The organism is Jeotgalibacillus soli, assembly GCF_000829435.1.
Taxonomy (GTDB): domain Bacteria; phylum Bacillota; class Bacilli; order Bacillales; family Jeotgalibacillaceae; genus Jeotgalibacillus; species Jeotgalibacillus soli.
In genome coordinates, this window is record NZ_JXRP01000022.1 from 70503 (window position 1) to 91863 (window position 21361).

Annotated in this window: 25 protein-coding genes and 1 riboswitch; of the genes, 2 read left to right on the forward strand and 23 right to left on the reverse strand. The window is 40.7% G+C overall.

The genetic code is table 11. The annotated features are described in order from the left end of the window. Positions 1-168: 168 nt before the first annotated feature. The 20 genes from sufB to KP78_RS18185 all read right to left on the reverse strand — a co-directional run bounded on the left by sufB (position 169) and on the right by KP78_RS18185 (position 18768). Positions 169-1566 (reverse strand): Fe-S cluster assembly protein SufB, encoded by a 1398-nt coding sequence (sufB, locus tag KP78_RS18095; protein ID WP_041091057.1) that lies wholly within the window; start codon positions 1564-1566, stop codon positions 169-171. A gap of 43 nt (positions 1567-1609) precedes the next feature. Further along, the gene (sufU, locus tag KP78_RS18100) at positions 1610-2047 is read right to left on the reverse strand and encodes a Fe-S cluster assembly sulfur transfer protein SufU (RefSeq protein WP_041091059.1); all 438 of its coding nucleotides are present in this window, start codon (positions 2045-2047) and stop codon (positions 1610-1612) included. Continuing rightward, positions 2037-3266: a cysteine desulfurase gene (locus KP78_RS18105; protein ID WP_041091060.1), complete on the reverse strand. Its 1230-nt coding sequence runs from the start codon at positions 3264-3266 to the stop codon at positions 2037-2039. The genes sufU and KP78_RS18105 overlap by 11 nt, the downstream gene beginning before the upstream one ends. Beyond that, positions 3266-4573 (reverse strand): Fe-S cluster assembly protein SufD, encoded by a 1308-nt coding sequence (sufD, locus tag KP78_RS18110; RefSeq protein ID WP_041091062.1) that lies wholly within the window; start codon positions 4571-4573, stop codon positions 3266-3268. The genes KP78_RS18105 and sufD overlap by 1 nt, the downstream gene beginning before the upstream one ends. Before the next feature lie 17 nt (positions 4574-4590). Beyond that, positions 4591-5373 carry a Fe-S cluster assembly ATPase SufC gene (sufC, locus tag KP78_RS18115; protein WP_041091064.1) on the reverse strand — a complete coding sequence of 261 codons (783 nt, stop codon included), beginning with the start codon at positions 5371-5373 and terminating at the stop codon, positions 4591-4593. A gap of 221 nt (positions 5374-5594) precedes the next feature. Next, entirely contained in the window at positions 5595-5771 is a 177-nt protein-coding gene (locus tag KP78_RS20350; RefSeq protein ID WP_235420987.1) for a YuzK family famiily protein, read from the reverse strand. A gap of 163 nt (positions 5772-5934) precedes the next feature. Continuing rightward, complete coding sequence (locus KP78_RS18120; protein ID WP_041091066.1) at positions 5935-6285, reverse strand: carboxymuconolactone decarboxylase family protein; 351 nt, start codon at positions 6283-6285, stop codon at positions 5935-5937. 117 nt (positions 6286-6402) lie between these two features. Beyond that, the gene (locus KP78_RS18125; protein WP_041091068.1) at positions 6403-7257 is read right to left on the reverse strand and encodes a MetQ/NlpA family ABC transporter substrate-binding protein; all 855 of its coding nucleotides are present in this window, start codon (positions 7255-7257) and stop codon (positions 6403-6405) included. Between the two features lie 25 nt (positions 7258-7282). Then, the gene (locus KP78_RS18130; RefSeq protein WP_041091070.1) at positions 7283-7951 is read right to left on the reverse strand and encodes a methionine ABC transporter permease; all 669 of its coding nucleotides are present in this window, start codon (positions 7949-7951) and stop codon (positions 7283-7285) included. Continuing rightward, positions 7944-8969, reverse strand: a complete 1026-nt coding sequence (locus KP78_RS18135) for a methionine ABC transporter ATP-binding protein (RefSeq protein ID WP_041091072.1) — start codon at positions 8967-8969, stop codon at positions 7944-7946. Before KP78_RS18135 ends, KP78_RS18130 begins: the two co-directional genes overlap by 8 nt. A gap of 89 nt (positions 8970-9058) precedes the next feature. Next, positions 9059-9166, reverse strand: a riboswitch (SAM riboswitch). Positions 9167-9264: 98 nt separating this feature from the next. Further along, the gene (locus tag KP78_RS18140) at positions 9265-9594 is read right to left on the reverse strand and encodes a hypothetical protein (RefSeq protein WP_041091074.1); all 330 of its coding nucleotides are present in this window, start codon (positions 9592-9594) and stop codon (positions 9265-9267) included. Between the two features lie 209 nt (positions 9595-9803). Further along, a complete protein-coding gene (locus KP78_RS18145; RefSeq protein WP_327063200.1) occupies positions 9804-10118 on the reverse strand; it encodes a thioredoxin family protein in 315 nt (104 codons plus the stop codon). An 18-nt stretch (positions 10119-10136) separates the two neighbouring features. Then, on the reverse strand, positions 10137-10481 hold the full coding sequence (locus KP78_RS18150) for a toprim domain-containing protein (RefSeq protein ID WP_041091075.1): 345 nt from the start codon (positions 10479-10481) through the stop codon (positions 10137-10139). A gap of 197 nt (positions 10482-10678) precedes the next feature. Continuing rightward, positions 10679-11062: a glycine cleavage system protein GcvH gene (gene gcvH / locus KP78_RS18155; protein WP_041091077.1), complete on the reverse strand. Its 384-nt coding sequence runs from the start codon at positions 11060-11062 to the stop codon at positions 10679-10681. Positions 11063-11141: 79 nt separating this feature from the next. Continuing rightward, positions 11142-11501 (reverse strand): arsenate reductase family protein, encoded by a 360-nt coding sequence (locus tag KP78_RS18160; RefSeq protein ID WP_041091078.1) that lies wholly within the window; start codon positions 11499-11501, stop codon positions 11142-11144. A gap of 79 nt (positions 11502-11580) precedes the next feature. After that, entirely contained in the window at positions 11581-11877 is a 297-nt protein-coding gene (locus KP78_RS18165) for an ArsR/SmtB family transcription factor (protein WP_041091080.1), read from the reverse strand. A 134-nt stretch (positions 11878-12011) separates the two neighbouring features. Further along, the gene (locus tag KP78_RS18170; protein WP_041091082.1) at positions 12012-13796 is read right to left on the reverse strand and encodes an acyl-CoA dehydrogenase family protein; all 1785 of its coding nucleotides are present in this window, start codon (positions 13794-13796) and stop codon (positions 12012-12014) included. A gap of 36 nt (positions 13797-13832) precedes the next feature. Beyond that, complete coding sequence (locus KP78_RS18175) at positions 13833-15011, reverse strand: acetyl-CoA C-acetyltransferase (protein WP_041091083.1); 1179 nt, start codon at positions 15009-15011, stop codon at positions 13833-13835. A gap of 203 nt (positions 15012-15214) precedes the next feature. Continuing rightward, positions 15215-17554, reverse strand: a complete 2340-nt coding sequence (locus KP78_RS18180; RefSeq protein ID WP_235420990.1) for a 3-hydroxyacyl-CoA dehydrogenase/enoyl-CoA hydratase family protein — start codon at positions 17552-17554, stop codon at positions 15215-15217. Positions 17555-17850: 296 nt separating this feature from the next. Continuing rightward, positions 17851-18768 carry a proline dehydrogenase family protein gene (locus KP78_RS18185; RefSeq protein WP_041091087.1) on the reverse strand — a complete coding sequence of 306 codons (918 nt, stop codon included), beginning with the start codon at positions 18766-18768 and terminating at the stop codon, positions 17851-17853. Positions 18769-18974: 206 nt separating this feature from the next. Here KP78_RS18185 and KP78_RS18190 point away from each other — a divergent pair, with 206 nt between their 5' ends. Together KP78_RS18190 and KP78_RS18195 are read left to right on the forward strand one after the other, a co-directional pair. Then, positions 18975-19199 carry a hypothetical protein gene (locus tag KP78_RS18190; RefSeq protein WP_084220152.1) on the forward strand — a complete coding sequence of 75 codons (225 nt, stop codon included), beginning with the start codon at positions 18975-18977 and terminating at the stop codon, positions 19197-19199. A gap of 12 nt (positions 19200-19211) precedes the next feature. Continuing rightward, a complete protein-coding gene (locus tag KP78_RS18195) occupies positions 19212-19532 on the forward strand; it encodes a spore coat protein (protein WP_041091091.1) in 321 nt (106 codons plus the stop codon). A 72-nt stretch (positions 19533-19604) separates the two neighbouring features. Here KP78_RS18195 and KP78_RS18200 read toward each other — a convergent pair whose 3' ends face one another. From KP78_RS18200 to KP78_RS18210, 3 genes are all read right to left on the reverse strand, one after another. After that, positions 19605-19862: a DUF2573 family protein gene (locus KP78_RS18200; protein WP_041091093.1), complete on the reverse strand. Its 258-nt coding sequence runs from the start codon at positions 19860-19862 to the stop codon at positions 19605-19607. A gap of 78 nt (positions 19863-19940) precedes the next feature. After that, positions 19941-20762: an ABC transporter ATP-binding protein gene (locus tag KP78_RS18205; RefSeq protein ID WP_041091094.1), complete on the reverse strand. Its 822-nt coding sequence runs from the start codon at positions 20760-20762 to the stop codon at positions 19941-19943. Between the two features lie 282 nt (positions 20763-21044). Next, a complete protein-coding gene (locus KP78_RS18210; protein ID WP_041091096.1) occupies positions 21045-21326 on the reverse strand; it encodes a hypothetical protein in 282 nt (93 codons plus the stop codon). Positions 21327-21361: the final 35 nt, after the last annotated feature.

Genomic DNA, 21361 nt, shown 5'->3' on the forward strand with positions numbered 1-21361 from the left:
TGCAAATATCGAGTTACTCCCCCGACTTCTCACACCACCGTATGTATACGACAGTTACATCTATGTCTGAAGTAATTGTCAATATCTTAGAAAAAGACTTTTCAACCCGGGCGTATAAAAAAACGACAGGACTCTTTAATAAGAGTCCTGTCGTTAGGTGATTCAATATTAACCGATTGAACCTTCCATCTCGAACTTGATTAGACGGTTCATTTCTACCGCATATTCCATCGGCAGTTCTTTTGTAAATGGCTCGATGAAGCCCATTACGATCATTTCAGTTGCTTCTTCTTGAGAAATACCACGGCTCATCAAGTAGAACAATTGCTCTTCTGATACCTTTGATACTTTTGCTTCGTGCTCAAGTGAAATATTGTCATTAAGGATTTCGTTGTAAGGGATTGTATCAGAAGTAGACTGATTATCCATAATCAACGTATCACACTCAATGTTTGAGCGTGCACCATGTGCCTTACGTCCAAAATGAACGATACCACGGTATGTTACTTTACCACCTTGTTTAGAGATGGATTTAGAAACGATTGTTGAAGATGTATTTGGAGCAAGATGATGCATTTTAGCCCCAGCATCCTGGTGTTGACCTTTACCTGCTAGTGCGATGGACAATGTCATACCACGTGCACCTTCACCGCGAAGGATAACGGCTGGGTATTTCATTGTTAGTTTAGATCCGATGTTTCCATCGACCCATTCCATTGTTGCATTCGCATCACATACCGCACGCTTCGTAACAAGGTTAAACACGTTGTTTGCCCAGTTTTGAATCGTAGTGTAACGGCAGTAAGCATCTTTTTTAATGATAATCTCAACAACTGCACTGTGAAGTGAGTTTGTTGTGTAAACAGGAGCTGTACATCCCTCAACGTAATGAACGCTTGCGCCTTCATCAACAATAATTAGTGTACGCTCAAACTGTCCCATATTTTCTGAGTTAATACGGAAGTAGGCTTGAAGCGGAGTATCTACCTTGATTCCTTTTGGAACGTAGATAAATGATCCACCAGACCATACGGCCGAATTAAGAGCCGAGAACTTATTATCGCTTGATGGAATAATCGTTCCCCAGTGCTCTTTGAAAATTTCTTCGTTTTCTCTAAGAGCTGAATCCGTGTCCTTGAAGACGATGCCCATGTCTTCAAGCTCTTGTTTCATGTTGTGGTAAACAACCTCTGATTCGTACTGTGCAGAAACACCTGCAAGATATTTTTGCTCAGCTTCAGGGATCCCAAGCTTATCAAATGTAGCTTTGATTTCTTCAGGAACCTCATCCCAGCTGCGCTCACTCTTTTCTGATGGCTTTACGTAGTACGTAATTTCGTCAAAGTTCAATCCACTCATATCGCCGCCCCATTGTGGCATTGGCATTTTGTAGAATTGTTCTAGCGCTTTTAAACGGTAGTCCAGCATCCATTGCGGTTCTTGTTTCATACGAGAGATTTCTTCAACAATCTCACGAGTCAATCCACGCTTAGAACGAAAAATAGATACATCTTTATCAGCAAATCCATATTTATAATCGCCTATTTCTGGCATTTTTTTCGCCATGATGATTCCTCCTTTTTATTGTGAGAATCGTGTCATAAAAGCACTATTCCGGCTTTTCGTTAATTCCCTTCTCCATTGCTTTCCACGCAAGCGTGGCGCATTTTATACGTGCCGGGAATTTTGAGACTCCTTGTAAAGCTTCAATATCACCAAGATCAATGGAATCGTCATAGTCTTTCCCTTGCATCATATCGGAGAATATTCCGGACATTTTCAAAGCCGTCTCTATATCTTTTCCTTTGACTGCCTGAGTCATCATTGATGCAGATGCCATTGAAATGGAACATCCTTCTCCAGTGAATTTGGCTTGGTTTACCACACCATCTTGAACGTCCAGCGTTAAATGTATGCGATCTCCACAGGTTGGGTTATTCATATCAATCGTGACACTGCCATCCTCAACTGCCCCTTTATTACGAGGGTTTTTGTAATGATCCATAATGACTTGACGATAGAGGGTATCAAGATTATTAAAAGACATCGCTAAAATACTCCTTTGTTTTCACAAGCCCGGCTACTAACCGATCAATGTCCTCTTCTGTATTGTACAGGTAGAAGCTTGCACGCGCCGTAGAAGATACATTCAGCCACTTCATTAATGGCTGAGCACAATGATGACCTGCACGGATGGCAATCCCCTCAGCATCCAGAACGGTTGCTAAATCATGAGGGTGAACATCATCAAGGTTGAACGTAACCAGACCTGCTCTTTGCTGAGGATCTTCCGGACCATAGATGGTTAATCCATTTATGGATGACATGCGATCCAACGCATAGGCCGCTAAATGATGCTCATGCTTCTCAATCTCATCCAAACCAATATCCTCTAAGAAATCGATCGCCGCACCGAGACCAATTGCACCTGCAATGATTGGCGTACCACCCTCGAATTTCCAAGGAAGCTCTTTCCAGGTAGATTCCTGCAATCCAACGAAATCAATCATTTCTCCACCAAATTCAATGGGTTCCATTTTTTCGAGCAGGTTCTTCTTTCCAAATAAAACGCCAATTCCTGTTGGACCAGCCATCTTATGTCCGGAAAATGCGAAGAAATCACAATCAAGTGATTGCACATCCACTTTCATATGCGGAGCGGCTTGTGCACCGTCAACGACCATAACAGCACCATTTTCATGTGCGATCCTTGTGATTTCCTTAATTGGATTCATTGTACCGAGTACGTTCGATACCATCATAATCGATACAATTTTGGTTTGAGGTGTTACCGTTGAACGAACATCTTCAAGAGACAATGTCCCGTCCTCTTGAAGAGGAACGTATTTTAACGTAGCACCTGTTTCCTTGGCAAGTTGCTGCCAAGGAATGATATTACTATGATGCTCCATATGAGTAATAACAATTTCATCGCCTTCACCAACATTTGCACGGCCATAGCTTGCAGCCACCGTATTGATCGATGTTGTCGTTCCACGAGTAAAGATCACTTCTTGAGTGGAGGAAGCATTTATAAATTTCCTTACCTTCTCGCGAGCACCTTCATATCCGTCTGTTGCTCTCGTCCCGAGCGTGTGAACACCCCGGTGTACGTTGGAATTATACCCATTGTAATAATCTCCAAGTGCTTGGATGACAGACAGCGGCTTTTGAGAAGTCGCTGCACTATCCAAATATACAAGCGGATGACCATTAACTTCTTGATCGAGGATCGGAAACAGTTTACGGATCTCTTGAACGTTCATTAATTAACTTTCCTTTCGATTACCTCGCTTAATTGTCGCTTAACTCCCTCAATTGGAAGCTGCGTTACAACAGGAGCAAGGAATCCGTGAATGACTAATCTTTCAGCCTCATGCTGAGAAATACCACGGCTCATCAAATAGTAAAGCTGCAATGGATCTACCCGTCCAACAGACGCAGCGTGTCCAGCTGTTACATCGTCCTCATCGATCAACAGAATTGGGTTTGCATCTCCACGAGCTTTTTCACTTAGCATAAGCACACGAGATTCTTGTTCTGCATTCGATTTTGTTGCTCCATGCTCAATTTTGCCAATTCCATTAAAGATGGATGAAGCTGAATCCTTCATTACACCATGCTTTAAAATATAGCCTTCTGAGTTTTTACCCCAGTGAATAACTTTAGTCGTGAAATTTTGCTTTTGGGTTCCGCGTCCTACTACAACAGACTTCGTATCGCCAAAAGAATTATCCCCAACAAGATGCGTCACGTTTTCTGAAATCGTATCGCCATCATTCATCAAGCCAAGCGCCCAGTCAATTCTTGAATCGCGTCCAATAATTCCGCGGCGGTTTACATATGTCGTAACACCTGCAGCTAGATTATCAACCGCTCCGTAAAGAACACGGGCATTTTGCTTCACAATGACTTCTGCCGCAATGTTGACCACTGCGTCAGACTGTTCTTCCGTTGAAATATAGTTTTCAACGTATGTCACTGAACTATTATCATCAACCACAACGAGTACATGATTGAACAAAGATGCATCTTTTTGATCATGCACATATACCGCTTGAATCGGCTCTGCAACCTCAACGTTTTTCGGTACATATAAAAATACTCCGCCATTCATTAAAGCTGCATGTAAAGCAGTAAGCTTATGCTCATCCACTTTAACAGCATCCTTCATGAAATACTGCTCAACAAGCTCAGGATGCTCCTTTGCCGCTGTAATAATATCCGTGAAAATAACACCTTGTGCTTTTAGCTCATCGGATACAGATAAAAATGCCGGTGTATTGTTGCGCTGAATATATATATTTTGCTGCTTTTCAATATCAACTAACGCCTTGATACTGTCTGGCAGCTCTGTTAATGAAGCAAAAACCTCACTGACTACTGTATGTTGAGCAAACTGTGTGAAGTTCCATTTGTCAATTTTCGTTTTGTCCGGTCTCGGCAATGAGAGCTCTTCCGCTTTGGCAAGTGCATCCAATCGAAGAGATGACAGCCAGCTTGGCTCTTCGTTCTTCTGTGAAAAAGCCTGTACCGCTTGCTGATCAACCGGCAATTTCATTTGTGTTGTCATGTCCATCCTCCTAACGGTTACGCTTCTTGACCAACAGTTTCGTCTTCAATACCAAGTTCTTGCTTAATCCAATCATAGCCTTCTGCCTCTAAACGCTGAGCAAGCTCAGGTCCGCCTGATTTCACCACGCGCCCTTGCATCATTACGTGAACGTAATCTGGCTGGATGTAGTTAAGAAGACGCTGGTAGTGTGTGATAATGAGGCAGCCAAAATCTTCGCTGCGCATTTTATTAATTCCCTTAGATACAACTTTGAGTGCATCGATATCCAGACCAGAGTCAATCTCATCTAAAATACCAAATTCCGGTTTAATCATCATCATCTGAAGAATTTCATTACGTTTCTTTTCTCCGCCAGAGAAACCTTCGTTCAAGTAACGCTGTGCCATATTAGGATCCATTTCAAGGAATTCCATGTTTGCATCAAGCTCTTTAATAAATTTCATCAAAGAAATTTCCTGGCCTTCTTCACGACGTGCGTTAATTGCCGAACGCAAGAAATCAGCATTTGTTACTCCTGTGATTTCACTTGGGTACTGCATAGCAAGGAATAGTCCAGCAAGTGCACGCTCATCTACTTCCATTTCAAGAACATTTTCTCCATTAAGAAGAACTTCGCCTTTTGTTACTTCATATTTAGGATGTCCCATAATTGCGGAAGCAAGTGTAGATTTACCCGTTCCATTTGGGCCCATGATTACATGAATTTTGCCGCTGTCAAGCTCAAGATTTACACCCTTTAATATCTCCTTGCCTTCAATTTCGACATGAAGATCTTTAATAACTAACGCTGAAGCCATAACAAATACCTCCGTTTATATACAATTTTGATATGGAATAACCATTCTCAATTTATTCTCATTCTAATTTTATAACAAATTAAAACTAGAATCAAATCCTATCGAATTTTATACTTTTTTCATTCTCATGAAGCGTTAGGCAATTGAGAAAATGCCTAGCCCAACATTTAAAACAGTAAAAAAGCCAGTGTAATAAACACTGACTAATTTAACCTTCTCTATTATATATTACTGTGTAGTTTACTATCAAGGTCGGCGACTAGCAGGCGTCCTTTTTTATATTCTTTTTCCCTTTTGAACTCCACTTCCATTCGAACATCATGCTTTCTCATATAGATTTCATACCCGACTCCATGAGCGCTTTGCATTGCTTTCTCCATTTCTGTTGTGTACTCCATCTTTACAAAATTGATAATGAACCATTCCTTTCTATTTTTATCCGTGGCTTACTAACAGGGTTATTCAACGTATACCCTTACTCGTAATGGATAAACGAAAAAAACAAACATTTTATTGTTGTTCAATAAAAGTTCAACGAAATGACTAATAAAACTGCTGAGATTACTCCTCATCAAAGGAACCGAGCGTCCATTCCACCTCTGTCGCCGCCTGAGCCATTACTGCCCCTGCCTGTACAGCAGAACTTACAGCAGCAACCTCACGAATTTGAGCTGACGTCAAATCATGCTCGATACAACCTGCCACGTGGTAGTGAATACAATATTCGTCATGTGTAGCGAGACTTACACCAAGGGCAATAAGCTGTTTTTCTCTCTGAGTCAATTCTCCTTCTGCAAAACACTTTTCTGTAAATGTATGATAAGCCTGCATAATAGAAGGCATCTTATTGCTCAGCTCTCCAATGGCTTCTTTTAACGTAAAGAGTTCTTCATCAGTAATTGGATGATCCATCTTGACACCTCTTTTTGAAAGAATAAAGATAGTATGGACCTTTGAGATTTTGTCATTCACATTTTGAATAACAATACAAAAAGCTCCTGCTATAAACGCAGGAGCTTTCGTATTGTATTATTCAGCTGTTACAGGGATAACAGAACCTTCATATTTTTCATTAATAAAATCTTGAATTTCTTCAGAAGTTAACACTTCTACAAGCGTTTTAATTTCTTCTCTATTTTCATCACCTGCACGAACAGTAATAATGTTAGCATATGGTGACTCTGATTTTTCAATCGCGATAGAATCATTAATCGGGCTAAGCCCAGCGTCAATTGCATAGTTTGAGTTGATTACAACCGCATCGCCTTCGTTGTTTTCATAAAGCTGAACAAGCAAGGATGCTTCGTAATCTGCTTCAAAGTTAAGGTTCTTCGGATTTTCAATAATATCCTCAAAAGAAGCTGTTACCTTGTCTACTTCTGGATCAAGCTTAATTAGACCTTCTTCTTCAAATACAGAAAGAATACGCCCGTGTTCACCAACAGCATTTCGCATTAGGATGGTTGCACCATCAGGAAGCTCGTCAAGTGAATCGTATTTTTGAGAATATACAGCGATTGGTTCAATATGAATCGCTCCTGCATTAACAAAATCGTAGTCATTTCCTTCTTCTGCAAGTACTGAATTCAAGTAAGGTACGTGCTGGAAGTAGTTTGCATCAATTTCGCCTGAATCAAGATCTGTGTTTGGGAAGATATAATCTTGATATAGTTCGATTTGAAGGTCAATTCCTCTTTCTGCAAGCAATGGTTTTGCTTCTTCAAGAATTTCACCATGAGGTACATTTGAAGCACCTACTACTAATTCAACCGGCTCGTCTGATTCTTCAGCTCCGCCATTGTTTGTTGCTTCTTCATCTGAACCGCATGCTGCTAAAGCAAAAATACTTGTTGCCGCGAAGGCAGTCGCTAACCATTTTTTCATTTTATTTCTCTCCTTTTATAAAAATTTATCGTTTATCCAATCGATTCGTGAAAAAGTCACCAATGAATTGAATGATAAAAACAATAATCAATATTATAATTGTTGCCGCTAATACGACATCATCCCGGCTACGCTGAAAACCGTCCAAGAAAGCTAAGTTTCCAAGACCCCCAGCTCCGATAACACCTGCCATTGCTGTGTAGCCAACAAGCGCGATAGCTGTCACAGTAATACCCGATACAAGCGCTGGTTTGGATTCAGCAAGTAAGACCTTGAAAATAATAGTATTAACGGATGCACCCATTGATCTTGCTGCTTCAATCACACCTTTATCAATTTCACGAAGCGCAATTTCAACCATTCTTGCGTAAAACGGTGCTGCTCCAATGACCAATGCCGGCAATGCCGCGTTTGCTCCTCGAATCGTGTCGAGCAAGAATCGAGTAAACGGAATTAATAGGACAATCAATATAATGAACGGAATGGAGCGGAATATATTAACGAGCGCACTCGTGATCACGTACACCACTCGGTTTTCCCACATATTTCCCTTTGAGGTCAGAAACAGCAGCAGTCCCAGCATGATCCCTAAAATCGCTGTGATCGCGACAGCTATGATCGTCATATAGATTGTTTCATACGTAGCATCCCACATTGTTTCCCAATTAACATTCGGGAAAAATTGTTCAATCATGCGTGATCACCTCCACGCCGACAGTTGCTTCTTCAAGAAAAGCAACGGCCTTATCTACTTCTGCCGGCAAGCCGTGAAGATGGACAAATAGCGTGCCATAAGCACCATTTTGTGTTTGAGAAATTTTCCCTTGAAGTATATTTACCTGTACGTCGAATGATCGTATTAAGTTTGTGATCAGCGGCTGTTCGGCTGATTCCCCTACAAAGGAAAGCTTCACTACTTTGCCGTCCTGATACTCTTCAACCAAATGCTCAATGGTTTCACGGGTTTCTTCCGGCTCCGTAACCTGCTGAACAAAACGTTTTGTGATGGGCTCTTGAGGATTCTTAAATACGTCAAGCACCTCACCAAGCTCAACGACCTTACCATTTTCCATTACCGCTACACGATGACAAATTTTTCGAATTACGTGCATTTCGTGCGTAATGAGGACAATGGTTAAGCCTAATCCTTTATTGATATCAACAAGCAGCTCCAGGATTGAGTCGGTTGTTTGCGGATCCAGTGCTGAGGTTGCTTCATCGCAAAGCAATACTTGCGGATCATTGGATAATGCGCGCGCAATGCCAACCCGCTGCTTTTGTCCGCCGCTTAGTTGTGAAGGGTAAGCATCTCCTCTACCTTCAAGCCCAACCACCTTAATAAGCTCTTCAACCTTTGCTTCACGATCCTTTTTATTTACACCTGCAATTTCAAGAGGAAACGATATATTTTCTCTCACTGTGCGTGACCACAGCAAATTAAAATGCTGAAAGATCATGCTGATTTTTTGTCTGGCCTGTCTAAGCTCACGGCCTTTACTGCTTGATATCATTCGGCCGTTCACATTTATCGTTCCGGAACTTGGTGATTCCAGTCCATTCAGCATTCGAATAAGCGTACTTTTTCCTGCTCCGCTATATCCGATGATACCGAAGATCTCACCTTCTTGGATGTCTAACGTGACATTATCAACTGCATTGATGGTGCCACTCTTTGTATCAAATAATTTTTTCACATTCGAAATTGTAATCATGTAATCACCTTCTTTCTTTTACATTAAACGAAAAATAAAAACGCCTTTCCGCAAAAGGAGCAGAAAGGCGCGATAAATAAGCATCCTTTCTCTCATCTCCCAGGTATCTCTCCTGTGTGAATTGGCACCTTTACAGTTTAAAAACTGACGGTTGCCGGGTTTCATCGGGCACATCCCTCCACCTCTCTTGATAAGAGCGTTGAATCATTGTATTTGATTGTCGATTTTTTAATCTGTGTGTCATATTATCATGGAGATAAATTCTGTGTCAACAAAAAAGTTAAAATGGTGTATTTTACCTATTTTTTTCGCTACTATTCCGGGTTACCAATTGCATAAATGCTTCCAGAAGCAGCTTGTCCCTAAAGGATCCGTCAATGTTCACAATCGCATCAGAATCCCCTGATAAAAGCTTAAAACACTCTTCCTCTGATCCGGTAATAATCACCTCTTTTGCATGTTCTATCCTTTGATAAAGAGGTAATATTTCACAATCGTTAATACACCACTGTTCTTTTTTACCTGCTATGTGAAACGTTATAATGAGTGGATATGTCAAAAACAAGTGACGAACATGCATTTTGGATTCATATGTTTTTTGAAGCTTCACCATAAATGCTTTCATAACCCCACCCCATGTATTGACGTCGATTTATGATTATTTTCAACGGTTTAATAGCAAATCCCTTTATTTTATGTACCACAACTTATGAAGATGGGCTCATTAAATAAACAAAAAGCTATGTTAAAGCCCATTATTGATGTTTGCACAGCGTTGATTGGAGCGGAAATCAACAGACACATTTAACAAAGCCAATCAAAAAATCACCTGTTTCATAACAGATGATTTTTAAGTGTTTCATATATGGTCGGCACGGATTCAAATGCATAAATCTTTTGGGCAAGGTCCCCATTCTTCCAAATAAGCAAGCAGGGGACACTTTCAATTTGATATTTCTTTGCAAGTGATTCCATATAATTTAAGTTTGCTTTTCCGTATGCATAGTCCGGGACAATGCCAGCAGCAATATCAAGCATTCTTCCAGCAAGCTGACAGGTTCCGCACATCGGGGTATATAAATAAAGAGCAGTATGAGAATGAGCATCAATTGCTTCATTCATCTGCTGGGCTGTCCATTCTGTTATCATTTATGAGTTCATCCTTTTTTATAAATACTCGGTATATACGTCTATATCTGCTCCAAATAAAACAGAAGCTAAATGCTGATCCGGTGCTGATGCCACTTCCCGATAGTTTCGATCTATATAAAGATGCTCGGCATCAGGAAATTCCCGTCTAAACTGCTTTCTGAGCTTTTCTCCGGCTTCGTCCGCATCTACTAATATATAGACATCCCTATTCACTAATTGTTCGACAAGTTCATCCATTTTAGAAAAGCTGATTGTACCATTTGTACAAATGATATCAACTGGCTCGCGAATGATTGGCAGTACTTTTCGTTTATCAGAGGTTCCTTCGACAATGATGACCTTCTCGTTTCCATCATTCATCCCAGATCACGCCCTATCATCCAAAATAGTCCTTATCCACCTTCAACATCAATGAGGATCGCAAGTTCCTTACGTTAGTATATGATGTTACTTTCATTTTCGCTTTTTTCATACAGAAATGCAAATGCTAAAAAGGATTGTCATCTTTAGCCTCAGCCTTAGATGACAATCCTTCTACACTACTACTTATGTAGTTTTTATTCCTCGTTGATCATTTGGTCATATTGTTCAGCTGTCAAAAGACTATCCACTTCATCCGTACTAGCCGGTTCTACAACAACCATCCATGCTTTTTCATAAGGAGATTCATTAACAAATTCAGGGCTGTCATTAAGCTCTTCGTTCACTTCTACAACCTTGCCGCTGATTGGCGCATAAAGCTCGGAAACTGTTTTTACTGATTCCACACTTCCAAAAGGCTCATTTTTTGTCAATTCGTCTCCCACTTCAGGTAGTTCTACGAAAACAATGTCGCCCAGCTCAGATTGAGCAAATGCTGTAATACCAATGCGCACTTTGCCATCTTCAACCTTAACCCATTCATGCTCTTCAGAGTAACGTAATTCATTCGGTGAACTCATGTTTATCCCTCCAAATTCAATCTACTACTTAATCTTTGCATATTCAAAGCATGAACACAAGAATTGTTTTATGAACTAGTTATCGGCTCCAATACTGTTCAAATTCCTGTTCCTTGAATCCAACTGTAGCCTTTGAGCCATCTGTTGTTAAAGGGCGCTTAATGAGCATACCATCAGAAGCCAATAGAGAAAGTTTTTCGTCATCAGACATTGTATGAAGCTTATCTTTCAGCCCCAAATCACGATATTTCATCCCGCTTGTATTAAAGAATTTCTTGATATCAAGCCCGCTCTTTTGATAAAGCTCCTCTAATGTTTCCTTTGAAGGCGGAGCATCCACCAGATGAACTTCTTCAAAAGAATTTCCATTCTCTTCAAGCCATTTTTTCGCTTTACGGCATGTACCGCATTTCGGGTAGGTATAGAATGTAATTGCCATTAAAATCACCTCTCTACTAAATTTTGATCGCCAAAGAAAATCGGCTTTCTTTATTATAGAGGTTTTTGGATAGGAATCTCTACAAACAATGATTTTCCATCGTATTTAAAAATGATTTTAATTGATTAATCATTCCCTCAAGCGTTAGCGAATAATAATGCTGGGTCCCCTTCTGTTCCATGTTGAGGAGCTGTTCTTCTCGTAAAATTTTAAGATGATGAGAGACGGCTGGGCGGGACAAAGGAAGATTTTTTGTTATCTCATTAACGGTGAGTTTTTTTTGCTCTATAAGTAATAAAATAATATCTTGTCGACATGGATCACTTAAAGCCTGAAAAAGAGGAATAGATGTGCGAAAAACTTCTTGCTGCCCCATATGGAGCCCCCTCTCTTATGTACCTTTTTTATTATACGTTGTTTCCTAATGAAGGGATAAATAATCATCCATGACGACAAAAGAACAAAAAAAGCCGACCTGCACATCCAAGCCGGCTTGTAAAATACGTATTTTTATACAACAAATTTCTCTGCTTCAATCAGCTTTAACGCTGCTTCACGCTTCTTCGGAATCAAATTAACCGGTGTATAGCGAGTGAATTTGCGAAGCGCTGACAACATCATGCGGAGAGTATCTCCACCCTCAACAGCAATAAGTGTCTCTTTTGCATGCTGTTCAATTTGATTAAAAGCTTCCTGGCAGAAGATTTGAGTGTATAGGATCTTTTGTTGATTTTTATCCACACCATTTCGTTCTACCGCTTTTGCTGTACGGAGTAATGCAGATTCCATTGCATAAGCAAGTGAAACAATGTCAGCAATATTAACCAAGACTTCTTGTTCAGCCTCTAGCGCTTTTCCATACTTCTGTGCTGCAAGTCCCGCAGCCAACAAGCCAATTTTCTTCGCATTTTTAACAAGATATGTTTCTTGAGCTAACGGCTCATCCCCTACCTCTTCAGGCATCATCGACATGAGCTCATTCTGAAGCGCCTGCGCTTTTTGAAACAGCGGCAATTCTCCTTTTAATGCTTTACGAAGATAGGTGCCTGGTACAAGAAGACGGTTAATTTCATTTGTTCCTTCAAAAATACGATTAATACGTGAATCGCGGTAAATTCTTTCTACCTCGTACTCTTGCATAAATCCATATCCTCCATGCAGCTGAACGGCTTCATCTGCAATGTAATCCAGTGTTTCTGTACCGAACACTTTATTCAGTGAACACTCAATTGCATATTCTGCGATTGATTTCGCCACTTCTCTTCCATCTTTAATCTCTTCTTCACTCAGCTGGCTCATTCGATCTTCAAATAAACCAACCGTGCGGTAGACTGAGCTTTCTGTTGCATAAAGTCTTGCTCCCATTGTAGCCAGCTTCTCCTTTGTCAGGTTAAAAGAAGAGATTGGTGTTTTAAATTGCTGCCGCTGGTTCGTATATTTTACAGCCAGCTCAAGCGCCCGTTTTGAGCCTCCTACAGTACCTACACCAAGCTTGTAGCGGCCGATATTTAAAATATTAAACGCAATAATATGACCTTTTCCAGCTTCGCCCAAAAGATTTTCTACAGGGATTTCAGCATCCGAAAGAATCAGCGTACGCGTCGATGAACTCTTGATTCCCATTTTTTTCTCCTCCGCTCCAACGGATACACCTGGGTAATCACGTTCTACAATAAACGTTGAGAAGTGCTCGCCATCAATTTTCGCATACACAACGAATACATCCGCAAAGCCGGCATTTGTAATCCATTGCTTTTCACCATTCAACACATAATGGGTTCCTGCTTCATTAAGCTTTGCTGTTGTTTTAGCTCCTAATGCATCTGATCCCGATCCAGGTTCAGTCAATGCGTATGCAGCAATTTTTTCACCGGTTGCAAGTCCAGGAAGATACTTTTTCTTTTGCTCTTCATTGCCGAAAAGAACAATGGGCAATGATCCAATCCCAACATGCGCCCCGTGTGTAATTGAAAAGCCTCCTGCACGAGCCATTTTTTCTGCTATTAGTGCTGAGCTTATTTTATCAAGCCCAAGACCGCCGTACTCCTCAGGAACGTCTGCCCCTAAAAGTCCAAGATCACCTGCTGATTTTAATAATTTTACAGATCGGTCAAATTCATGGTTTTCAAGATGCTCGACTTGTGGAACGACTTCATTCACAACATAGTCTTCCGTTGTTTTGGCAATCATCTTTTGCTCATCTGAATAGTCTTCTGGTGTAAAAACACGATTCGGTTCGATATCCTCGATTAAAAAACTGCCACCCTTAATTACTGATTTTGTTTCGTTACTCATTGTTAGTTCCTCCCCTTTGTTCGTAGTAAATATATGTTAGTTAATCATTTCAAAGACGCCTGCTGCACCCATTCCGCCGCCAATACACATGGTGACAACACCAAATTGCTGCTGTCTTCTTTTTAACTCGTGTAATAGAGACAGCGTTAGTTTCGCACCTGTACAGCCAAGCGGGTGACCTAACGCAATCGCTCCGCCATTAACGTTTACAATCTCTTCATTCAAACCGAGCTGGCGAATAACCTGAATGGATTGAGATGCAAACGCCTCATTTAATTCGAACAAATTGATATCGGACATAGACAATCCAGCTAGCTTTAACGCCTTTGGCACTGCTTCCACTGGTCCCACTCCCATAATTTCAGGCGGAACGCCACCTACAGCAAAAGAACGAAATTTAGCAATTGGTTTTAAGCCTAATGATTCTGCTTTTTCACGGTCCATTACCATGACGGCTGCTGCCCCGTCACTTGTTTGTGAAGCATTTCCTGCGGTAACTGAGCCTGTTATAGAGAAAGCAGGTCGCAGCTTGCTTAATGATTCCACAGTTGATCCTGCCCGAACCCCTTCATCCTGAGAAAACTGAATGGTTCTTTCTTGCAAGCGGTTCTGAGCGTCTACATTTCTATATGTCACATCAACTGGAACAATTTCATCATTAAATTTTCCTTCTGCTAATGCCCTTGCCGCTTTTTGATGGCTCCTGACCGCAAATGCATCCTGATCTTCACGTGTAATGCCATATTTTTTAGCTACTTCTTCTGCTGTATGCCCCATACTCATATAATATTCCGGCATCTCTTCGGCAAGCCGTATGTTCGGCCGCACTGTATGTCCCATCATTGGAACAAGGCTCATTGATTCTGCACCGCCGGCAATGACCGTGTCCGCATGACCTAGCATAATCCGTTCTGCGCCATACGCAATCGACTGCAATCCTGATGAGCAATAACGATTAATGGTAATCGCCGGCACCGTGTGAGAAAGTCCAGCCAGTGCACCGATATTACGCGCCATGTTCATGCCTTGCTCCGCTTCTGGCATCGCACATCCGATAATTAAATCATCAATTTCTCCATCATAATTTCCGGCTCTCTTTAGCGTTTCTTTTACAACAAGTGCCCCAAGATCATCAGGACGCACCTGAGCTAAAGATCCTTTTTTTGCTTTTCCGACTGGCGTTCTTGCACCTGCAACAATCACTGCTTCACGCATTGTGCTCCCCCTTTAATATTAAACGTGTCTGTTGATTTCCGCTTCAGGTGTTCGCTTTCCGCAGGCGGCCAGACGCTCCTCGGCGCTTTGCGCCTGTGGGGTCTCCCTTTGACTCGCTTTTCTAAGCAGGAGTCTCACGCATCCGCTCCAATCAACCTAGTGTCAAAATCAACAATTTCTTAACATAGCCAAAAAATAAAGCATTAGTTACGCAGCGGCTTTCCCTTTACAAGCATATGCTGCATCCTCATTTGGGACTTTGGTTCTGCGATTAAACTTAAGAACGCCTCACGTTCAAGCTGCAGCAAATATTCCTCATCCACTTCCGTTCCAAAAGGAACTTTTCCGCCTGCAAGAACATATGCAAGCTTCTTTGCAATTTTCAAATCATGGTCTGAAATGTACCCTGAGTGATGCATCGTTTGTGCTCCTAGTAAAAGCGTTGCATATCCCGTTTCCCCAACAACTTGTACCTTTCGTTTAACAGGCGCTGTGTAGTTTTCAGCTAAATGAAGAACCGCTTGTTTGGCGTCATAAATAAGATGATCACTATTCACACTGATTCCGTCGGCTTGTGTAAGAAAATTGTGGTCCTTCGCTTCCGATGCAGACGTAGAAACCTTCGCCATTGCAATCGTTTCAAAAACTTTATTCGCCACCTTTTGCAGGTCAAAATCCACACCCTGCGGCAGACTATTTAAATAGTTTAAATAAAGCTCTTTATTGCCACCTCCGCCAGGGATCAACCCAACACCGACTTCAACAAGGCCCATATAGGTTTCCATTGATGCCTGTACGTGGTCAGCTGGCAAGCAGACTTCGGTTCCCCCACCTAACGTCATGCCAAATGGAGCAGCAACGACCGGGAATGAACTGTATTTTAATAGCATCATCGCTTTCTGAAATTGCTTTACAACCATATCAATCTCAAAAATGTTGTCATCCTGCGCTTCCATTAATATCATGGCAAGGTTTGCTCCAACGCAGAAGTTTTTACCTTGGTTTCCAATGACAAGGCCTTTGTAGTTTTTTTCTACTTCAGCCACAGCGAAATTAATCATTTGAATAATGTCCATCCCAATGGCGTTGTTCGGTGAGTGAAATTCAAGAAGCGCAACACCATCACCTAAATCAATTAAACTCGCTCCAGTGTTTTTCTTAATGACACCATGTTTTTTCTTCCAGCGTTTTAGATTGATGATCTTTTCATTTTCTTTCACAATCTCATAGCATCCTTGATGGAAAAATGTTAACCCGGCATCTTCTTCCTTATAAAAAGAGGAGTAGCCTTCACTCAGCATTTTCTCTACCCACTCAGGAACTGCTTTTGCTTCTGCTTTCATGCGTTCAACAGATTTTTCAACCCCAATCGCATCCCACATTTCAAACGGACCCATTTCCCAGCCGAAGCCCCACTTCATAGCCTGGTCAATTGAAACGATATCATCTGCAATTTCTCCTGTTAGCTCGGCTGAATATAATAAGACAGGTGACAGAATGGACCATAGCAGCTCGCCTGCCCGGTCATTGGCATATACAAGCGCTTTCATTTTATCGGAAAGTCCTTTTTCCTGCTTAGCCATTTCCATTGATGGTGCTCTCAGCTTTTTGCGTTCTACATACTCTAGTGTTTCAGGATTGAGTTCAAGGATTTCCTTCCCTTGCTTCAAAAAGAAGCCTTGCCCAGATTTACTTCCAAGCCACCCATTGTCTCGCATTTTCAGCATAAAATCAGGTACCTTAAACACCTTTTTCTCATCGCCGTCATTGACTTGATCATAAACGTTTCGGGCTACATGAATAAATGTATCAAGCCCTACCACATCCAATGTACGGAATGTTGCACTTTTTGGCCGTCCAATTAACGGGCCCGTTATGGAATCAACCTCTCCGACGCTAAAATTTCTTTTCAGCATTTCCTGAGTGGTAACAAGCAATCCGTAAGTACCGATTCGATTGGCAATAAAATTCGGCGTATCCTTTGCTAGTACAACACCTTTTCCAAGCGTATCCTCTCCAAAACTCTTCATAAAATCCACGACTGAAGGATCTGTATCAGGTGTGGGTATAATTTCCAACAGCTTTAAATATCTCGGTGGATTAAAGAAATGTGTTCCAAGAAAGTGTTTTTTAAAATCATCTGAACGCCCTTCTACCATGGCATTAATCGAAATACCGGATGTATTTGAGCTAACGATACTGCCTTCTTTGCGATGCTGCTCTATTTGCTCAAATACCTTTTTCTTAACATCCAAATTCTCGACGACGACTTCAATAATCCAGTCCACTTCTTTTAGCCGGGATAGATCATCTTCCAAATTTCCAGCTTCAATCAATCCACTGTTCTTTTTCGTTGCCAGCGGTGCAGGCTTTTGCTTGAATAGCTTTTGGATCGCCTGAGCACTTAAGCGATTTCGAACCGCTTTATTCTCTAAAGTAAGCCCCTTCGCCTCTTCCTGATCTGTCAAAGACTTCGGCACAATATCCAGTAGTAATGTCGGGATACCAATATTTGCTAAATGAGCTGCAATCCCAGATCCCATTACACCGGAACCAATGACTGCTGCCTTTTGGATGTGTCTGGCCAAGTTAATTCCTCCCTTAAAAACTTTTGAATGAATACTCATTCATTTTTTAATTAAAAAAATATTTCCAACTCTCTATAATTCTAATGATAATAGATATGCTTCAAATTCGCAAGACAGGATCAGCAAATTTTCTAAAAATTAACTAAAGGCTGAGGCGGGCTTGCTCATTAACGAACAGCATAAGACACTTTCCAAGCAAATAGTTTTCCCGCTCTTGGAAAATGTCTTTTAGGATCAAGCTCCTCTATATTCTATTTAATCATCATCCCTTTGGCGACAAAGGCAACATTTGCCGGTCGCTCCGCTAATCGGCGCATGAAATACCCATACCAGTCACGACCAAATGGCATATACACACGCATTTTATATCCTTCTTTATGAAGCTCACGCTGACGTTCATCACGAATACCGAATAACATCTGGAATTCAAATTGGTCATTTGAAATACCATACTCCTTCACTAAATCCTTCGTGTATTGAATAATGGCATCGTCATGTGTTGCAATCGCTGTGTAATGACCGTTTAATAAGTGCATTTTTATTATTTTTTTGAAGTTTTCATCAACATCTTTCTTTTCTGGAAATGCTACTTCAGGCGATTCCTTATATGCCCCTTTAACCAGGCGAAGATTTGGACTAAAGGAGCTTAGCCTCTCTATATCTCCTTCCGTGCGATATAAATAAGATTGGATAACAGTACCAATATTGTCATATTCAGATTTTAGCTGTTTGAAAATATCAAGCGTACGCTGACACCGCTCGTAATCTTCCATATCAATGGTGATGAAAACATCATGTTCCACAGCCGCATCTAGTATTCTTTTCATATTTTCCAGCGCAAGCTCATCAGAAATATCAAGACCCATCGAAGTTAACTTTAAAGACAGCTGTGAATTTAAATGATTTGTTCCAATTGCACGAACCGCTTCTATATAATGCACGGTAGTTTCATTTGCTTCCTGCTCGTTATCAACAAATTCGCCAAGATAATCAAGCGTTACACATAGTCCTTCACTATTCAGCTTTTTTATTGAATCAACTGCTTGAGATACTGTTTCTCCAGCTACAAATCGAGAAGCACCAAAACGAAGACCATATTGCTTTGCTGCTTTCGTCATTGGTTTATTTTTGGATAAAAACAAAAAGAATTCACGCATTACTCGTTCCAAAAAGTCCTACCTCCCAAGCCCAATAATTGTAATGAAAACGCTATATTAATTGTTAAAAAAAAGAAATCCATGTATAAATCTACCTTATTTTAACATACAGAAATAGATTTGAATACTTTTCTCATATAGAGAAATGAAAATTTTTCTCTGGAATAATGGAGAAAAAGTTGGGAAAGTTATATAGGAGTTTAAAAGGAGGAATGATCATGCCACAAAATCAAACACTCTCAACAAAAGATGCGTTATATATTGAGGATATGCTGGCCTGGAATTTACTAGCTGCAAAAAAAACACATCATGCGGCTTCAGCCTGTCAGCTGCCCGCTTTAAAAGCGCAGCTCGAGGCTTGCTGTCAAATGCATTCGCAGCACTACCGGCAGCTGTCTCAATTTTTATCTGGAACCGCACAATCTAGCACAACGGTGCAATAAGGGAGGATCAAGATGCAAAATATAAATACAACGCAATCCAACCAAAATATGACTGCAGCTTCATCCATGACTGATCGTGACTGGGCAACGGATGTCCTTTTACTTCTAAAACATATGAATGTCAGCTACAGTACAGCATTAAATGAAGCAAGCACTGAACCTTTATCCAATCAAATTATGACGTTTTTCAATGATACCCAAAAAGCACAGCACACTCTTTTTCAAATCATGCAACAGCAAGGATGGTATCAAGTGAAACCAGAAACACCAGCAGCGCTGCAGCAAACAGCCCAAAAGGCACAGCAAGATCAGCAGCAGCTTCCAGCGCATTAATAAAAAAGACTACCTCTGCTTTCCAGTCTTCTCCCAAACCTCTTTAAACGGTGGGGAATAAGGGATGTAGGGTTAGTCTTTATTTTGCTGTGATGCTTTCATTTCTGTATTTTTCTTTTGAATGCTTAGCACAATTTCTTTTATTTCTTCTTTGCTTTCAGGGTATAAAGAGTTCCAGTGCTTAGCTAAAGAAGGCATTGATTTTGCGATATGATTATACACAATCCATTGTGTAACTTTATTTTGCCACTCCTCTGATGTTTCATCGATGAGCAGTTCTGAATATTTTTCAATCATTGCTTGCAGCTGTTGGTCTAATTGTTCGCTCATTTGCTTCAGCTCCTTCAACGTTTTTAGATTTCAGATAAAAAATGAAACCGTCTCACGAGTAGACGGTTTATGTTATCGTTATTGAGCAGCGGCTACGCTTACACTTGCTTCTTGTACGATACAGCGGCCTCTTCCATGCGGAATACATAGAGGAGTCCCAAAAAGCGGATCAGTTGTCACCTGGCAATTCATATCAAATACATGTCTTACCATATCACAGCTGATTACTTCTTCAGGTTTTCCTTGCTGATATACTTTTCGATCCTTTACTGCAATCAAATTATGTGCATATCGACATGCCAAATTCAGATCATGAAGAACCATCACGATTGTACGGTTTTCATTTTCATTTAGATCAAATAGCAAATCAAGAATCTCAATTTGATGTGTCATATCCAAATAAGTAGTAGGTTCATCAAGCAAAATAATATCCGTGTCTTGTGCTAGCGTCATGGCAATCCATGCACGCTGACGCTGTCCTCCAGACAATTCATCTACAAAACGATCCTGTAGCTCTTCCATTCCAGTCGCTTTGAGTGCATTTTGAACACATTCTTCATCTTCCTTGGACCACTGATGCATAAAGCCTTGATATGGATAGCGTCCTTGTTTAACAAGCTGTAAAACCGTTAAACCTTCAGGTGCTGTAGGAGATTGTGGCAGTATAGCAAGCTCCTGTGCCACTTTACGTGTCGAATAACGGCTAATCTCTTTACCATTTAACTGCACACTGCCGCTTTGCGGTTTCAAAAGACGTGCCATAGAACGCAAAAGTGTAGATTTCCCGCAGCCATTTCCTCCAATTAATACGGAAATTTCTCCTTTAGGAATCGTTAAATTAAGCTCTTCTATTATAATGGAATCTCCATAACTAAGCGTTAATGATTGAGTTTTAAGCATATGCTGCTAATCTCCTTTGTCTCTCATCTAGAGGCTATAGCCTCCACCGGGTCATCCTTCTCAAAACGGTTAATTTTCGTAACTAATTGATTACTCTCTTCCAGTTTAGAGGACAAAAGAGAATTCGTCAATGACTTTGAGAATCATTATCAGCATTTATTTCATCTATTAACTGAAAAGTACGGCGTTTCTGTTATCAGAATCAGTTCATCAATAGCTAATTTGATTGTATCTTCAAAAAATCCTCAATCTCTTTTGAGTGAATGTCACAAGGTGCCAATCTCATCGATCCATAATGAAGAAAAACCTCTTTTTCGAAATCCCTCTAGAAGTAACAACATTATATAGCCGTTTCACATGATCAAAGAAAAATTCAGGAGACATCAAACGGTAACTCATTCCTAAGATGTAATAATTATGTGTTAAGTCGCGTATGAGATTATTTTTTCTTTGTTTCATATAGTCAATTGGAAGCTCAGGATCATCAAGCTTTATTGACTCTACAACCCCTTGGATGGAATAATCTGTAGCCTCTTCATATTGTAATGGGAGATGTAAGTCCATATGTCACCTCATTTCATTTTTCCTATAAAAGTTTT

Coding starts and splice junctions, on each gene's coding strand:
- sufB (WP_041091057.1), bottom strand. CDS start 1,566: ATGGCGAAAAAAATGCCAGAAATAGGCGATTATAAATATGGATTTGCT.
- sufU (WP_041091059.1), bottom strand. CDS start 2,047: ATGTCTTTTAATAATCTTGATACCCTCTATCGTCAAGTCATTATGGAT.
- KP78_RS18105 (WP_041091060.1), bottom strand. CDS start 3,266: ATGAACGTTCAAGAGATCCGTAAACTGTTTCCGATCCTCGATCAAGAA.
- sufD (WP_041091062.1), bottom strand. CDS start 4,573: ATGACAACACAAATGAAATTGCCGGTTGATCAGCAAGCGGTACAGGCT.
- sufC (WP_041091064.1), bottom strand. CDS start 5,373: ATGGCTTCAGCGTTAGTTATTAAAGATCTTCATGTCGAAATTGAAGGC.
- KP78_RS20350 (WP_235420987.1), bottom strand. CDS start 5,771: ATGGAGTACACAACAGAAATGGAGAAAGCAATGCAAAGCGCTCATGGA.
- KP78_RS18120 (WP_041091066.1), bottom strand. CDS start 6,285: ATGGATCATCCAATTACTGATGAAGAACTCTTTACGTTAAAAGAAGCC.
- KP78_RS18125 (WP_041091068.1), bottom strand. CDS start 7,257: ATGAAAAAATGGTTAGCGACTGCCTTCGCGGCAACAAGTATTTTTGCT.
- KP78_RS18130 (WP_041091070.1), bottom strand. CDS start 7,951: ATGATTGAACAATTTTTCCCGAATGTTAATTGGGAAACAATGTGGGAT.
- KP78_RS18135 (WP_041091072.1), bottom strand. CDS start 8,969: ATGATTACAATTTCGAATGTGAAAAAATTATTTGATACAAAGAGTGGC.
- KP78_RS18140 (WP_041091074.1), bottom strand. CDS start 9,594: ATGAAAGCATTTATGGTGAAGCTTCAAAAAACATATGAATCCAAAATG.
- KP78_RS18145 (WP_327063200.1), bottom strand. CDS start 10,118: ATGATAACAGAATGGACAGCCCAGCAGATGAATGAAGCAATTGATGCT.
- KP78_RS18150 (WP_041091075.1), bottom strand. CDS start 10,481: ATGAATGATGGAAACGAGAAGGTCATCATTGTCGAAGGAACCTCTGAT.
- gcvH (WP_041091077.1), bottom strand. CDS start 11,062: ATGAGTTCACCGAATGAATTACGTTACTCTGAAGAGCATGAATGGGTT.
- KP78_RS18160 (WP_041091078.1), bottom strand. CDS start 11,501: ATGGCAATTACATTCTATACCTACCCGAAATGCGGTACATGCCGTAAA.
- KP78_RS18165 (WP_041091080.1), bottom strand. CDS start 11,877: ATGGGGCAGCAAGAAGTTTTTCGCACATCTATTCCTCTTTTTCAGGCT.
- KP78_RS18170 (WP_041091082.1), bottom strand. CDS start 13,796: ATGAGTAACGAAACAAAATCAGTAATTAAGGGTGGCAGTTTTTTAATC.
- KP78_RS18175 (WP_041091083.1), bottom strand. CDS start 15,011: ATGCGTGAAGCAGTGATTGTTGCAGGTGCAAGAACGCCAGTCGGAAAA.
- KP78_RS18180 (WP_235420990.1), bottom strand. CDS start 17,554: ATGGGATCTGGGATTGCAGCTCATTTAGCAAATATTGGTATCCCGACA.
- KP78_RS18190 (WP_084220152.1), top strand. CDS start 18,975: ATGCCACAAAATCAAACACTCTCAACAAAAGATGCGTTATATATTGAG.
- KP78_RS18195 (WP_041091091.1), top strand. CDS start 19,212: ATGCAAAATATAAATACAACGCAATCCAACCAAAATATGACTGCAGCT.
- KP78_RS18200 (WP_041091093.1), bottom strand. CDS start 19,862: ATGAGCGAACAATTAGACCAACAGCTGCAAGCAATGATTGAAAAATAT.
- KP78_RS18205 (WP_041091094.1), bottom strand. CDS start 20,762: ATGCTTAAAACTCAATCATTAACGCTTAGTTATGGAGATTCCATTATA.
- KP78_RS18210 (WP_041091096.1), bottom strand. CDS start 21,326: ATGGACTTACATCTCCCATTACAATATGAAGAGGCTACAGATTATTCC.